12 protein-coding genes and 1 pseudogene are annotated in these 14,736 nt (G+C 47.8%); 1 reads left to right on the plus strand and 12 read right to left on the minus strand.

Going from position 1 to position 14,736, the window contains the following annotated elements; translation table 11 throughout:
- Positions 1–300: 300 nt before the first annotated feature.
- From MHI43_RS16605 to MHI43_RS16660, 12 genes and pseudogenes are all read right to left on the minus strand, one after another.
- Positions 301–687 (minus strand): DUF1259 domain-containing protein, encoded by a 387-nt coding sequence (locus MHI43_RS16605; RefSeq protein ID WP_036660961.1) that lies wholly within the window; start codon positions 685–687, stop codon positions 301–303.
- Between the two features lie 18 nt (positions 688–705).
- Positions 706–846, minus strand: coding sequence for a hypothetical protein (locus tag MHI43_RS16610; RefSeq protein ID WP_155989842.1), 141 nt, complete (start codon positions 844–846; stop codon positions 706–708).
- A 352-nt stretch (positions 847–1,198) separates the two neighbouring features.
- Positions 1,199–1,528 (minus strand): divergent polysaccharide deacetylase family protein, encoded by a 330-nt coding sequence (locus MHI43_RS16615; protein WP_235201638.1) that lies wholly within the window; start codon positions 1,526–1,528, stop codon positions 1,199–1,201.
- A gap of 215 nt (positions 1,529–1,743) precedes the next feature.
- Entirely contained in the window at positions 1,744–2,307 is a 564-nt protein-coding gene (locus MHI43_RS16620; protein WP_036660552.1) for a dihydrofolate reductase family protein, read from the minus strand.
- A gap of 144 nt (positions 2,308–2,451) precedes the next feature.
- On the minus strand, positions 2,452–3,003 hold the full coding sequence (locus tag MHI43_RS16625; RefSeq protein WP_015735493.1) for a dihydrofolate reductase family protein: 552 nt from the start codon (positions 3,001–3,003) through the stop codon (positions 2,452–2,454).
- A 301-nt stretch (positions 3,004–3,304) separates the two neighbouring features.
- A pseudogene (locus MHI43_RS16630) lies at positions 3,305–3,562 on the minus strand (zinc-binding dehydrogenase); the annotation flags it as partial.
- Between the two features lie 302 nt (positions 3,563–3,864).
- The gene (locus MHI43_RS16635; RefSeq protein ID WP_036660554.1) at positions 3,865–5,124 is read right to left on the minus strand and encodes an FAD-binding protein; all 1,260 of its coding nucleotides are present in this window, start codon (positions 5,122–5,124) and stop codon (positions 3,865–3,867) included.
- A gap of 627 nt (positions 5,125–5,751) precedes the next feature.
- Positions 5,752–7,470 (minus strand): response regulator, encoded by a 1,719-nt coding sequence (locus MHI43_RS16640; RefSeq protein WP_015735495.1) that lies wholly within the window; start codon positions 7,468–7,470, stop codon positions 5,752–5,754.
- Between the two features lie 3 nt (positions 7,471–7,473).
- Entirely contained in the window at positions 7,474–8,982 is a 1,509-nt protein-coding gene (locus MHI43_RS16645) for a histidine kinase (protein ID WP_341283136.1), read from the minus strand.
- A gap of 263 nt (positions 8,983–9,245) precedes the next feature.
- Positions 9,246–10,124: a carbohydrate ABC transporter permease gene (locus tag MHI43_RS16650; protein ID WP_015735497.1), complete on the minus strand. Its 879-nt coding sequence runs from the start codon at positions 10,122–10,124 to the stop codon at positions 9,246–9,248.
- 12 nt (positions 10,125–10,136) lie between these two features.
- The gene (locus tag MHI43_RS16655) at positions 10,137–11,039 is read right to left on the minus strand and encodes an ABC transporter permease subunit (RefSeq protein WP_036660558.1); all 903 of its coding nucleotides are present in this window, start codon (positions 11,037–11,039) and stop codon (positions 10,137–10,139) included.
- A gap of 88 nt (positions 11,040–11,127) precedes the next feature.
- The gene (locus tag MHI43_RS16660) at positions 11,128–12,837 is read right to left on the minus strand and encodes an extracellular solute-binding protein (RefSeq protein WP_015735499.1); all 1,710 of its coding nucleotides are present in this window, start codon (positions 12,835–12,837) and stop codon (positions 11,128–11,130) included.
- Between the two features lie 279 nt (positions 12,838–13,116).
- On the opposite strand from MHI43_RS16660, the gene MHI43_RS16665 reads away from it, so the two are divergent.
- Positions 13,117–14,604, plus strand: coding sequence for an alpha-L-arabinofuranosidase C-terminal domain-containing protein (locus MHI43_RS16665; protein ID WP_036660560.1), 1,488 nt, complete (start codon positions 13,117–13,119; stop codon positions 14,602–14,604).
- Positions 14,605–14,736: the final 132 nt, after the last annotated feature.

A 14,736-nucleotide genomic window follows, 5' to 3' on the forward strand; every position in this document is an offset into this window, starting at 1 on the left:
ATCCGTTTCATCCCATTGTTCATCAACGTTTCAAATCATTTTTAATGCTTGCAAGGCCACATGAGGCAGTGTATGTGAGACTGGTACAAAACTGGGACAGATGATCCTTCAACTCTCAGTCTTCTGTCCTGAACTGGTAGAGCGAAGGCCGCTTGCATTGCAGGTGGCTTTACTTGCTCTTCCCCCTTCTAGAACAACTAAAAAGCGGTACCACGCGCTTCGGTGTAGTTGGATTTTTGTTATATGGTGAATCTAGTAGCCACCACGGCTAAACTGACCAAGCGGAGGCGAGCCAAGTGGTTACAGCAAGTCAAGCGCTCTTCTGATTTTTCTGGCGAAAATGAGCGGCTTTTGTACCGCTTCGATGTTGACATAGATCAATCTGGGGCGCTCGAACAGCCATTCGTTATGAATGGACGAAACGATGATGCCCTGTTTAAGAAGGCTTGCGATAAACCGATCCGTTTCCTTTTGCAACAGGGCAACTCTTCCCAAACACAACGCTCTACCAGTCACAGCATTTAACGATTCAAACGAGAATGATGAGGTTAACATAAACCTTTTCTTTAAAATCGTTGCCTTTACTCGATTCCGCGAAATGGTCGCGACGCATTTTCCGCCTGCAAATCCGGGGGTTCCTCCAATGATTTTGGCAAACCTTCCGCAAATACGTTCATTTCTACTCATGCTCAACCGACTTCCTCCTTAAAAGCGTAGCAGATTCCGGTACTGCTTTTGCTTGACCTGCTTCATTTTCGCTTCGTAATAGGTACCCCTGGCTCGGCGGAGCTTCGGCATTAGAATCGGGGGGATGGCCAACGGGGTAACATATTTTTTGAGCGGCACTGATATATCCTCCTATTGAAGACTAGACATTTGTAGGTTCAAGGCATTCGCCCTGAAGTCCTGATATAGTCTAATGCCGCATCGGAGAAACGCGATACGTACAGCAGCCCACGGATATCATTTATTTTATTACGCTAAACTTGCGAAAGAGAAGATTTTGATAAGGCTGTTTTTTTGGAGACCATTGATCAATAAGCTCTGTGGGGTACGCCTATATATTTATTCATATGAAGAGACCATATGAAGAGACCCCACCTGAATTATACAGGCAGGGTCTTCGTCATGCGTGAAGTATTATACGAAGGCGTCACAGCAATCCGATTCCACCTCCCGATTCTAAATTTTGCTTGCCCTAGTACGCACGCAGCGGATCAGGCCGCCAGCTTGAATGCTCTCTGACCAGATCGCTGATCCCGACGAACTCCACTTTTTTTTGGAGCTCCGGAATGGATTTTTTCAGCGCTTCTGCCGTACGAATTCCGTACACGCCTACATGGCCTATTGCAATACAGAATGTCCGCTCTTCCGCTTGCTGTGCCGCGGTGAGGAGCTGCTTGCTCACGTGCTGTACGGTATGAACATCATCCAGGAATATATCGTTGGCAATGGAAGACATTCCCTTCGCCACAGCCAGTTTGCCGACAACGCTGTGGTAATTCGTCTTACTGTCGATAAAGAACAATCCTCTTGCCTTGCCCTGCAGACATCGAGCACGATAGACATGATTACGAATAACAAGGTCATCATGGGTTTGTGATCGTTCCTGCCAACGTGATGCTTATTGATTATTTTATGCACAATAAAAAGCCGCACATTGTGCGACTTTGTTTATAACAGCCTACCGCCATACCGGTATCTGATAACAAGACATCTCTTGTATTCACTCTAGCGTCGTTGTCAGACAATCATGCGGTAGTGAAGATGAACAACGCCGCTTGGAAAGTGGCGCTCACCGAGCAGCTCGAGCCGCATGCAGAGGTTGTCCGGCAATGCTCGTTTACCTCCACCCAAGACGATCGGATTAAGAAGCAGATGACACTCGTCGATCAGTCCCGCTCTCATCGCCTCCCCAGCAAGCTCGGGGCCGCCAATCGTGATATCGGCTCCTGAAGACTCCTTCAGCCTCCGGATCGCTTCAGGATCGAATTCGCGCTCGATCCTAGTCCTGGCGCTTGAAACCGCCAGAAGTGTCCGGGAGAACACGATCTTCTTAGCTGTTCGCCAAATCTGTGCGAATTCCCGTATTACCTCTGGTTGATCATTGGGCTTGGCGCTCGCCGTCTCCCAGTACACCATCGACTCGTACATTCGGCGCCCGTATAGGTAGGTGCCCATCGGCCGCTCGAAGTCAGTCCAGAACGCAAATACCTCGTCATCGGAGATCGTCCACTCGATATTGCCGTGTTCGTCCTCAATGTAACCGTCCAAAGATACGTTGGCTGCGTAGATCAGTTTAGCCATTTCAATAACGCCCTCCAATTTTCAGTTTCCAGCCAGACCAAGTATGCCCCTCTGAATTTGCTCCTTGTAATATAAACGAAGCAGCCGACAAATGTATTTTGGCTCGTATAGCAGTGCCAAGCCGCGGTGATCAGCCAGGCATTGTTATCGAACGGGCGTGTAGTGGAGCACCACGACGCCGGAGCCGAAAGGCTTGGTCTCGGTCAGCTTCAGATTCAGTCGATCACGAACTCCCCCCAATAATTGGGGGCCATGTCCGGCAACGATGGGCTGCACCAGAAAGTGATACTCATCCACTAAGCCTAGTTGTGCCAGGGTGGACCCGAGTCCGGGACCGCCGTTAACGACTAGGTTCTTCCCTTCTGCCATAAGTCGCGGCACCTCCTCGGAAACAGGCCCTTTCAACAAGAAAGAGTTCTGCCACGACACGTGATCCAGCGTCCGCGAAAAGACGTACTTGGGTTTCCGATCGAGCTTGCGTGCGAAGTCGACCAAGAACTGAGGTCCGTCGCCGCTGCTGGCAATGGATGGCCAAGCACTTTCCATCAACTGGTAGATTTCACGTCCGAAAAGCAGACCATCAGACTCGTCCATCAAGTCCATAGTGTACTGGTGGAGATCCTCATCCGCAATTACCTGCGTGTGGTCACAGCAACCGTCCAGTGTCACATTCATCATCAGGATTATACGTCCCATATTCAGCCTCCTTATGCCTACATTTTATCATCCAAAAGCAGGCCATGTTTCTCATAGATTGCTGATATGAACAGTCTGGGCCAGACCGAATACTACTTTAGTAAAATGGAGGATAGAAATTTTGCCAGTTAACTTATTTAGTAGGTTTGTGTTTTAGTCATTGAGGATTTCTGTTACGTTCTAGTCTATTTTCCAAGTCTACTTCTAGTTCATCAAAACAAATTTTTATCCGCCCTTTGATTCCCAATATCAGATAAACTTCATCGAGACAGTCCCAAGTTAGTTCGTATACTTCACTATCTTAAAAGTGCTGCAGAACGATTTTACCCACTGTCCGGCCTGTCTCCAAAAGAACGTGCGCTTTACGCAGGTTCTCCGCGTTGATTGGCTCCAACTTCTGTGCAATGGTCGTCCGTATGATACCTTGGCCCACGAGACGTGCGACTTCATTAAGGAGTTTATGCTGCTCTATCATATCGGCTGTCTGATAGGTGGAGCGTGTGAACATGAATTCCCAAACAAAGGTTGCACTTTTATTCTTAAGAAGTGTCAAATCCAATGTCAACCGCACCGATCGAATTGCAGGACCAGTTCGTAACGATTCCTTTTTCAGAGTGAAGATAGTTGTTTGATAAGGTACGAAGCCAATCTGTATCTATCATTTCTGAGATACATTGTATATCCATACGTTTCCCCTTTCCTTAACTATTGAAGAAGTTAACGGAATATATATTCTGTTTCTAACCAAAAACCTCCAACCCTATATTGCCAGTGGTGGAGGTCTTAACGAATGCAAAAAATTAACATTTTTGTTTCATTCCATTAGATCACTTTTTCTAAAATGGTGATTAATCCTTAACATCAATGCATAATGTAATGATCCAGAAACGTATTTCGAAACTTCCCTATTGGATCGTATCGAAGTAGCAGCTGACGGAAATCCGCTAACCGCTCATACCGAGCCCGTATCATTTCCGACTCCATCGTAAACAGTTTCGCCCAATGTGGGCGTGCTCCAAACGGTTCGAGTTCACGTTCTACAAGCGGAAGTAATTGGCGCACGCGCTCCCAATCCGGTTTCCATGTAAAATGAAAACCAACACTGTCTTGTCGGTAGCATGGGCTCATCCAGTGGGTATCCGAGGCAATGGTTCGTATCTCGGAGATGAAGAGCAGAGGCGCAATTCTATCACGCAGTTTTCCTAGCGCACGCATTGCCTCGACCGCATGACGCCTCGGAACGAAATATTCACTTTGCAGTTCGTTGCCCGCGCTGGGGGTAAATTCCATGCGAAAATGAGGCAACCGTTCATACCATGGTCCAGGAGCGCCTAGCTGCTCGCTACAGCTCTCTACAGATTGGCCAGTTACCATATGCCGTTTTTCCGGAGCTGGCAAAGCCCCGAAGAACTCTGGAGATATCTCATCCTCCCCGTTTATTCCCACCTTTTGTTTTACCCACACTTGATTGAATATGGGCTCTGCCCAATCCGTAAACAAGCTGATACTGTATGCGGAAGATAAAATTTCGTCTATGCCATGATCCAGTGCAGAAAAAGGAAGACGATCATATACGGTCTGACTTACCTGAAACGAGGGTACTAAATCCAGTTTAAGCTTTGTGACGACTCCAAGTCCGCCGAGTCCGACAACCGCCCCATCGAACTCGGGATCTATCCCGCGCGTGAGTACCGTTACTTCTCCATCCGATTTCATTAGCTCGATAGCACGTACAGAAGACGCCAGGCTTGCATTCTGATCGCCCGAGCCGTGCGTGGCTGTCGCAACGGCGCCTGCCACGCTGATGTGCGGCAGCGATGCTAAATTATGCAAAGCATAGCCATGATCATTTAAATAGCGGCACAGATCGCCATACCGAATGCCACCTTCGACGGTTACGGTTCTCTGTACACGGTCGAGATCGATTACCCGATTCATCTTTCGAAGCGAAAGATGGCTGCCCCCGGTGTCAGCAATCCCGTTAAAAGAATGGCGCGAGCCAAGCACGCGTATGCTTGTGCGGCTAACAACTAGGTCCTTAACTTCTTCTAGACTTTTAGGCTCAAGCAACTCCATCGAACAGTAGCGATAATTCCCGGCCCAGTTCAGTTTATCTCCCATATGAACGCTCCTATTTAATATGCTGGTTTTTGTACGGTACTCATAAACTTTCACAAACAGAGGCTATCGCACCTTTGTGTTGATTTACCATTACCTTACAGGAAAATCAACTTAAAACTAGGTATTCGGCATAGCGCACCGCTTTCCTGCCCGTTAGCATAATGAAATTGCATGGTATCGTAGTTAGAAACTTATCTAATCGGCAACCGGACAATGTTCTTGTCCTTGGCTCGGGCCAAGAACTTGTACCGAAAAAAAAGCCGCTAAATTAGCGACTTTTAATGGGATTATGTTCTTGTGCCCGACAAAATAGTAATTTCTCATGGTTGTCGAGTAAGCTAGCTTCTGTTCCCTCTTACGATAGCAGTCTGCATATCCGCAGCCGAGGTGCCCTCGTCAAGAATAAGAATCGGCATGTTTCGAATCAGCGCCCGCGCAACAGCGTTGACCTCGGAAAAATTAGAGCCGTTTTCTCCGACGGCAGACGACAACCCATTTGGCAGTTGCGCAATCAATTTGTCGATCCCGCTCATTTGAACGGCAGACTGGATCTCTTTAAGTCAGGAATTGAAATGGGACACAGTAGATGAGAAGCAACAGCTCTATCCACCCCGCCTGGCAGGCCGGCTATGGCTTTTGAATCATATGCTTTTCCTTGTATTCCTGCGGTGAACAGCCGGTAGCCTTTTTGAAAAAACGAGTAAAAGAGGATGCGGTTTCGTAGCCCACACGGCGGGCAACTTCACCGACTCGAAGATTCTCGCTATGAAGTAAACGCTTCGCTTGCATAAGACGGGTGGAGTCGATAAACTCCGTCAGATTGTTTCCGGTTTCCTGTTTGTAGATGCGGGATAAATATGACGGATTCAAATATACTTGTTCCGCCAATCGCACCAAAGACAGGTCTTCATCCAAATGATTCCGAATGAATTCCTGCAAAAAATCGATGATATGATCCGCGCGTTTTTTCTGCTCTACTTTTTGCATGTCGAACAACACAGACGATAACTCCGTCAAATATAAGGAAGCTTCGCTCCAACTGTCAAAAAAATCGATCCTCATCAGTCTGTTTTGACCCAACTGAGCTTCAATCTTCTCATTGAGTGCCCATCGATTGATATAGGACATCAAATACAGGGACACGGTGTAATAAATTTCCTGGGCAAAAGCATTATTTTTCGTGCGAACGTCTCTGATCGGACCAAGAAGCAGCTCCAAGGCTTCAAAATACTTACTCCTTTGTCCTGCCTCCAGATATTGCTCGATAAGCGAAAGATCGTTGGACTTAAGCACCCGCCCAAGCCTTTCTCCTTCGAGATCCTCTTCCTTCAAACCCTGAACGTTGCCTGCCTCATCGGGTTCATCATGACTAACCGCATCGTCGATCAGAAGAACTGTATTTTCGAGTCCGATCCGGTAATTGAGCAAGTGGTGGAGCGAGTGATACTTATTGGAAACCGATTCCCACCCATCCGCTTGGCTGCCGATTGTAAAGCTGATCGGAAGTCCGATATTTTCCTGGCATGCCGACTGGATGACCTCCAATATTCCTTTAAGGAACGACACTGTTTTATTGAACGTCTGCAGGATCGTCTCCGCATTCTCAGTACCGGTAGCGGACAACGACTCCTTAGGCTGAATAAAAATCACGAATCTGCGACTATCATCCAGCACAATCACGAAATTGACACGGGTGGCTAAGTACCTATGCATGATTTGACGTACGGCATAGATTTGTTGCATCTTCTGCATATAACCGGTAGAGTCGGGGAATTTATCGATCTTGCCCACGACCAGGGCAACCGGCCACTTAACATTCAGCGGGATCGACAATTCTTCGAACTGTGATTGGCTGGCTTGTAACCCGCGGCTGCCTTTTAACATGCCTAGAAGATAATCTTCTTGAAACAAATTCAGCGCTATGTTTATTTGCTCTTTGGCCTCCCGGATCAGATCTTCCGTTTTGATTTCCTGGCGGATTTTTGATACGGTCTCTTCGACCACCTGAATCACTTTGTCGATATTCTCGGTCTTCAGAATATAGCTGACATCCTGATACTGAATCGCTTTGTATACATATCTGAATTCACTGTGCCCTGTCAAAAAAATCACTCTGCACTGAGGCCAGCTTCGAAAAATCTCCTCCATGAGCTGCAGACCGTCAATGTGGGGCATGTCGATATCGGTCAACACGATATCAATTCTTGTACGGTTGAGCCACTCAATGGCTTCTTCTCCCCCATATGCTTTATAGACATCGAGATCCAAATGGTCAAATCCTCGAAAAATTTCATAAAGATGATTCACTATAATCTCTTCGTTATCGACAATCAGGAGTCTGTACATCCCTTACACACTCGCTTTCGGGTCAAGTTGCAGCGTCACCTTCAAGCCGCCCATTGCGCTTCGTTCCAAAAACAGGCCGTGTTCATCACCATATATCAAACGAAGCCGGCGATGAATGTTAATCAGACCTGAGGTCTCGATATTGGACGTATCGTTAAGGAGCTTTTGGAGCGCGGATAATTTGGACTCCGACAGATCCGTTCCGTTGTCCTCTACAATAATACGCAAAGCGCGGTCCTCCTGCTGAAAGCGCATTGTGATCAAGCCTTTGACTTTGGTTTGTTCCACGGCATATTTGAATGCATTTTCAAGAATCGGTTGAAGAATCAATCTAGGCACCTGAATTTCCTTGACCTCATCCGGAAGATCTTCAAATTGGATCGTCAGCCGGCTTGGAAAACGCATGAACTGGATCTCGCTATAGGTCCGTGCGTGCTCCACTTCTTCACGCAGCGGCAAAAAATCCGAAGCATTTCTTGTAATAAACTGAAAATAATCACCCAGCAGCTTAGTAAACGGGATTAAATTATCGTCCCCTAGTTTGGCCATCGTGTTGATCAAAAACAAACTGTTATATAAAAAATGCGGACTAATTTGCGATTGCAATTGCTTTAGCTCCGCTCTCTGGTTTAGAATTTTCTGCTTGTACACCTGCTCGATCAAAGCAGATACGTTCTGTACCATGGAATTAAAGCCTTGATAAAGATAACCGAACTCGTTTTTGCTGTTTACGTGGATCGAGACGTTAAAATTTCCGCTCTCGACGTGTCGGAACGATCCGACAAGCTTACGCATGGGCTTGTGAATTAAGTTATAGGTGTAGATAGAGTAAAACAACATAATCATTGCGCCTGCACCGGTGAATACCCACAGCCAGATATAAAAATCCCGCAACGGCACAAAGATGAGCTCTTGGGGAATATAACGCAGTAAGAGCATATTCAAATAATCCGATTTGACAGACACCACATACATTTTCTGACCGTTTATGTTGCTGTATGTGACGTTCCCGCTCTTCAGTTCATGGTAGTTTCCCGCCAAATCTTGTAAGCGTACATTTGCATCGTTGCCTTTGCCGCTAATGACGATGTCGTGCGTGAGATCAATTAAAAAGGATCCGCTGTTGTCGTAAGTATGAAACTGGCCCAGCGCCTCTTGAAACGCCGTCGTATCCAGCTCAATCTCGATCATGTACTTTTGAGGCAAGCCGGCATTCTCGGTATGTAGAGTGGTTATGTAAAGATTATTTTTGTATTGTACCAGCTGCGCGCCAGTTTCCCCCGCCGGAACGCGAATCTGATCGAATTTGTCCATATCGATCGGACTTACGGTAGCGGTGGAGGAAATGGTTTTTTGAATCGGTAAAATGTGTGCGCTTACATTCGAGGTGTAGGAGCTGCTGTTATGAATAGTGACGAGACGCTGATGGAGCTTTCGCATGCTTTCCATGATTTCATACTCGTCCATGATGGAATACCGTACCGCGAGTTTGCCCAGGTATTCATCAGTCAAGCTTTCGTGTTGCAAAATTTTAATGCGTTCGATCTCCTCCTCCAGGCTTGTAAGGTAGAACGAAACCTGTGCAGTCGAAGAATTAATAATTTCATTTTTTACGGTGTTCAGGCTCCAATTGTACAAATAGATGCCCAAGAAAATAATTAGGACGATCGCCAATAAGAAGGACGCGATCAATCGTGCGAAAATGCTGTTCTTGATCTGCCCTCCCTCCCTTATTCACGATTATTATTGCGGGAAACGAGGTCGGCCTTTCGTGTTTATCCTTTCACGCTCCCGAGTACAATTCCTTTGACAAAGAAACGCTGCAGGAACGGATACACGCAGATGATCGGCAGAGCTCCAAGGAAAATCTGGGCCGAACGCAGCGTCTTATCCGAAATGTCCGCCATGAGCTTGGCCTCTTCCGGCGTCATCGTGGCTAACGAGCGCTGAACGACGATCGTCTGAATGTAGCTCTGGATCGGGTAATGGCTGGGATCGTTCATATAGATTAACCCATCGAACCAGCTGTTCCAGTGCGTGACCAGTGAAAATAGCAGAATGGTCGCAAGAGCCGGCAAGGATACCGGAACGTAAATCTGCCACAGCGTTCGCCAATGTCCGGCACCATCGATAAACGCGGCCTCACTCAGTTCCTTTGGCACTGCTCGAAAAAAATTCAACAGCAAAATGACACTGAATACAGGAATTGCAGTTGGGAAGACCAGCGCCCAGATCGTGTCGATCAACCCGAGCTGCTTGACAACCATATACGTCGGAATTAATCCAGCCCCAAATATCATTGTAATAAAAAAGGCCCATGAATAAAAGGTGCGCAGCCGGAATTCTCCCTTTTCTTTCGAAAGCGGATATGCGACTGTAGCGATCAAAACGAGATTCAGCGTCCCTCCCAATGCGATGCGCTCCAGAGAAACGAGCATCGATTGCCAAAAGGCTGAACGATGTGCGACAAATTCATAGGATTTCAACGTAAATTCCTTCGGCCACAAGGTTACGGTTCCTGTTGCAGCGACAGCGCTGGAGCTTAATGACACGGCCAGGATGTGTATCATCGGAATCAGACACAACATTCCGACTGCGATCAAGAATATACTATTGCACACAACAAACCAATCCAGCCTCTTTTTTACAGGCATATCGGTCCCTCCTTAGAAAATCCTGTAGTCCGCAACTTTATACGCGATGTAATAGGAGACGGACACGAGAACAAGCGCGATAACGGACTTGAATAATCCTACTGCGGTTGCAACCCCGAATTGCGCATCCAGCAGTCCGATGCGGTACACGAAGGTATCGAGAATATCCCCGCTTTCATATACCATCGGGCTGTACATGTTAAAAATTTGGTCAAATCCGGCATTCAGCAAATTCCCCAAATTAAGAACCATAAGCAATACGATAACCATCTGCATCCCAGGCAGCGTCACGTGAAGCGTCTGCCTCCAACGGCTCGCTCCGTCAATTTGCGCCGCTTCGTACAGGTTCGGATTGATGCTTGTAAGCGCGGCCAGATATATGATGGTTCCGTATCCAAACTCTTTCCATACGTCTGTCAAAATCATGGTGTTTGGGAACCACCGATTGTCCCCAAGGAAAAAGATCGGTTCAATCCCGAAGGATTGAAGCGCCCGGTTGACCAAGCCGTCATTCGGTGACAGAATTTCGATAAAGATTCCGCCCAATACTACCCAGGATAAAAAATGGGGCAAGTAAATCGCGGTCTGCACTCCTCTCTTCAGTGCCATATGCCGGACCTCGTTTAATAGAATCGCAATCACAATGGGCACAAGCAATCCTAGAATGACTTTCATCATCGCGATATAAAACGTATTCCACATGATGTTATCGAAGTTGGGCAGGTTCATTACATATTCGAAGTTGCGCAGACCAATCCAGTCCTGATCGCCGAACAAACCTTTCGCCGGTATAAACTTTTGGAACGCAATAATGATTCCGACAATGGGAAGGTAGTTGAATACCAGCAAAAAAAGAAAACCCGGCAAAATCATTACATGCAGAGGCAATTCCCTTTTCCAGCTTCTTTTTTGCATAATAAATCACCCGTTTCTTAAGATGAGAATGAGGAAGGGAAAGGATGCCCCAGATCAATGCAGCATCCTTTCTCATGGTCCTAGGTACTTATTTTACAGATGCGTACCACTCATTGACTTCTTTGGTCATATCGGCTCCCCCAAGCGTATTCCAGTTCTCTACGAACTTGTCGAACTCATCAATCGAAGTGGCGCCCATAATGATTTTGACAAACACCTCGGTTTCCAGCGCTTTTAGTGTGGACTGCTTTTCCGCCATCGTTTGGGTAGGCGGTCCGGCAAACGCCTCAAGCATGAAATGGTCGTTCTCCAGGTACTTCACGCTATGCTGGAACACGCCGTCTTCCCCATAAATTTTAGGCCATCCCCATAAAGTGGTTTCTCCATTGTTGAAGGCTTCCATATTTTTCTGAATCGACAGTGCCTCGCCGGTTAGCTGATCCAAAGTTTTATTCTTACGCGCCTCCTCGATTTCCTGGAACGCATTCACGTTTTTAAATGGCGGGTAGGGTTGTACCGGCGAATATTTCCACACGCCTACGCTGTCATTGGCGGAAGGCATATAATAATAATCGAAATCTCCGCTTTCTCCCCAGTTCAACTCAATGTGCAAATTAAACATTTTCACCAGGGCTTCCGGATTGGAAAATCCTTTTCTGACGACCCAGAACTCCGATGCGGCAAATTTCTGCGGTGACAGCACCGGTTCCCCGTCCACCGAAACCAAGGCGTAGCCTTTCCAATCTGCACCCGGATCGTTCTGATAGTTGCTGATGAGCGGGTACATCGGATTCCATTGTTGCCCGAACTCCATGCCCACCTTGCCGGCGGCTATCGTCTCAGCCACCTTGCCGCCGTCCTTAACTCCGAATTCCTTGTCGATTTCACCGGCCTTATACATCGAAGACAGCGCTTTCAATCCCTCCTTTACTTCAGGAAGCGTACTGCCCCAAACCAGATTTCCCGATCCGTCATCGATCCACATGTTCGGATACGCGTGGTAGCCGGCAAAAAAACCTTCCAGCCCCATGGCTCCGCCGTACAAATCCTTCGTAATTGCTAGCCCGTAGGTGTCGTTGACCCCGTTCCCGTCCGGGTCCTGCGTGGTAAACGCTTTACTGATTGCAATCACATCATCCATCGTTTTGGGTTCTGAAAGCCCGAGTTTCTCTAACCAGTCGGCACGAAGCCAGATAAATACGCCGTCTCCGTATACCTCCGGCGGACCAAGGCCCATCATCTTACCATCAACCGTAGCGGCCTGAAGGACCGCAGGCCCTTGCACCGCGTACAGTTCCTTCATTTGGTCAGAAGCATATTCGTCCCAGTACGGTGTGAGATCCTCGATCATATCTGCTTCAGCCATCTGTTTCATTTGTGCGGCTGTGACTCGGATCATGTCCGGAATATCCCCGGATGTCAACGTTACGTTAACCTTTTGGGTATAAGCATCCCCGCCGCTGACCGTCCAATCGTATTTTACGTTGATTCCCAGTTTTTCCGAGAACGCTTTCAACCAGCGGTTGTCTTCCACTGTTTCGCCAGGTGTTTTGGGTATGATGTTATCCTGCATATCGTTGTCTACATCGCGGGCAAATCGAATCGTAAGCGGTTCTTCATATTTGCCGAACGGTCCTTCCGCTGCGGTGGCTCCCCCTTCAGATGATTTGCCTGAACTGCTTCCTGACGGATTGGTTGACTGTTGATTGTTTGAGTCGGAACTACATGCGGTGATCAATCCTGTTAAAAGTATTGTTGCTAAGATGAGGACGACTTTCGGGTAAACCCTTCGTTTCATGCTAATAACCCCCTTGAAATCGTTTTTGCCTTGAATCACGTTTCATTTTAACCCTGAAATTTAGGAATGAATACAGGCGAGCTGTTACATTTCTAACATTTGTTTACGCTTTTGTCTCACCCCATGCTCGCAGTTTTCAACAAGTTTAGCATTTCTTTACGACCTCGTTCGGGAGCATGAAATCGGGTTGAACCGTTAAAATGAAAGCGCTATAATGGAACATCGCAAGGAAGTTCACAGGTCTAGCAACATATATTTTTCCGAATGGAGAGGAAGGCTATGGCGTTACTGTTCATCGATTCAGGGCGGAAGTACGGAAAAATCAACAAAAATGTTTACGGGCATTTTTCAGAGCATTTGGGACGAGGTATTTATGGCAGCATTTATGTCGACGAAAACAGCCCCATTCCCAATATCCGCGGGATACGCACCGACGTTGTGGAGGCATTGCGGCATATCCGGGTGCCGGTGCTGCGCTGGCCCGGCGGATGCTTCGCTGAATATTACAATTGGAAAGACGGCGTAGGTGCTGAGCGCAAGCGCATCGTGAATGCAGGCTGGGGCGGCGTCGTGGAGGACAATTCATTCGGCACCCACGAGTTTTTGGATCTATGCGAGCAGATCGGCTGCTCGGCTTATATCGCCGCCAACGTCGGCTCCGGTACCCCTAGAGAAATGAGCGAATGGATTGAATACATGACCTTTGACGGAGACTCGCCAATGGCGAACTGGAGGCGCCAGAACGGCAGGCACGAACCGTGGAAGGTTGAATATGTCGGCATCGGAAATGAGAATTGGGGATGCGGCGGGCACATGCGGCCGGAATATTATGCCGATGTGTACAAGCAATTCAACACTTATGTTCGCAATTACGGCAATCATCGGATTTTCAGGGTTGCTTGCGGTGCCGACGGCAACGATTATGCCTGGACGGAAACCTTGATGCGCGAAGCGGGCACAAATATGGATGGATTGTCTCTGCATTATTACACCATGCCGGGATATTACAAATCTGACGAATATCCCGAGGAGCGCAAAGGTCCGGCTCTGGAGTTCGACAAGCCGACCTATTATCGCACCCTGCGCCGAGCGTTGTATATGGATGAATTAATTACCCGGCATAAACATGTCATGGATCGCTACGACCCCAATGGGAAGGTGTCGATCATTATCGACGAGTGGGGAACCTGGCACGAGGTGGAGCCTGGGACTCACCCGGCATTCTTGTTTCAGCATAATGCGATGCGAGACGCCATTGTCGCCGGAGTGTCCCTGAATATATTTAACGCCCACAGCGATCGGGTTCAGATGGCCAATCTGGCGCAGCTGGTCAATGTGCTCCAATCGGTCATCCTGACGGAAGGCGAGGATATGGTGCTCACACCGACGTACCATGTATTCGATCTCTATAAAGGGCATCAAGATTCGACACGGATCGAAAGCTATATACAACCGCAGCTGACGGGGACGACCGAAGCCGAGGTGCCGGCTCTGCACGTCAGCGCATCGAAACGGGCGGACGGCCGCGTTCACGCGACAGTAGTGAACTTGTCCGCAGATGAGTCCCAGCAGCTCCTTTGCGTGTTAGATGGTCAAGCGTTTTCCTCTGCAGAAGTTCGTTACATTTCTGGGACCATGACGAGCCACAACGCGTTCGGACGTCCCCCGCAAGTCGAAATAAAAAAGATGCCGGTTATTCCAATTAAGGACAACCGTCTGGATATGCACCTTCCCGCCTGCTGCGTTGCTGAAATCGTGTTGTCTTAATGCATCCAGGCTAGCTAGTGGCCGAGTTCGTTGATTTGTCGATAGCTCCACTTCTCCCACACATGAAGCCGGATGGCTTCTTACTTGAGTCTTCTGAAAATGCTTGAATTTTGCTCTTTATTTGCATCATAA

It is taken from the genome of Paenibacillus sp. FSL H8-0457 (assembly GCF_038051935.1).
In the GTDB taxonomy this organism is placed as follows: domain Bacteria; phylum Bacillota; class Bacilli; order Paenibacillales; family Paenibacillaceae; genus Paenibacillus_AQ; species Paenibacillus_AQ lautus_A.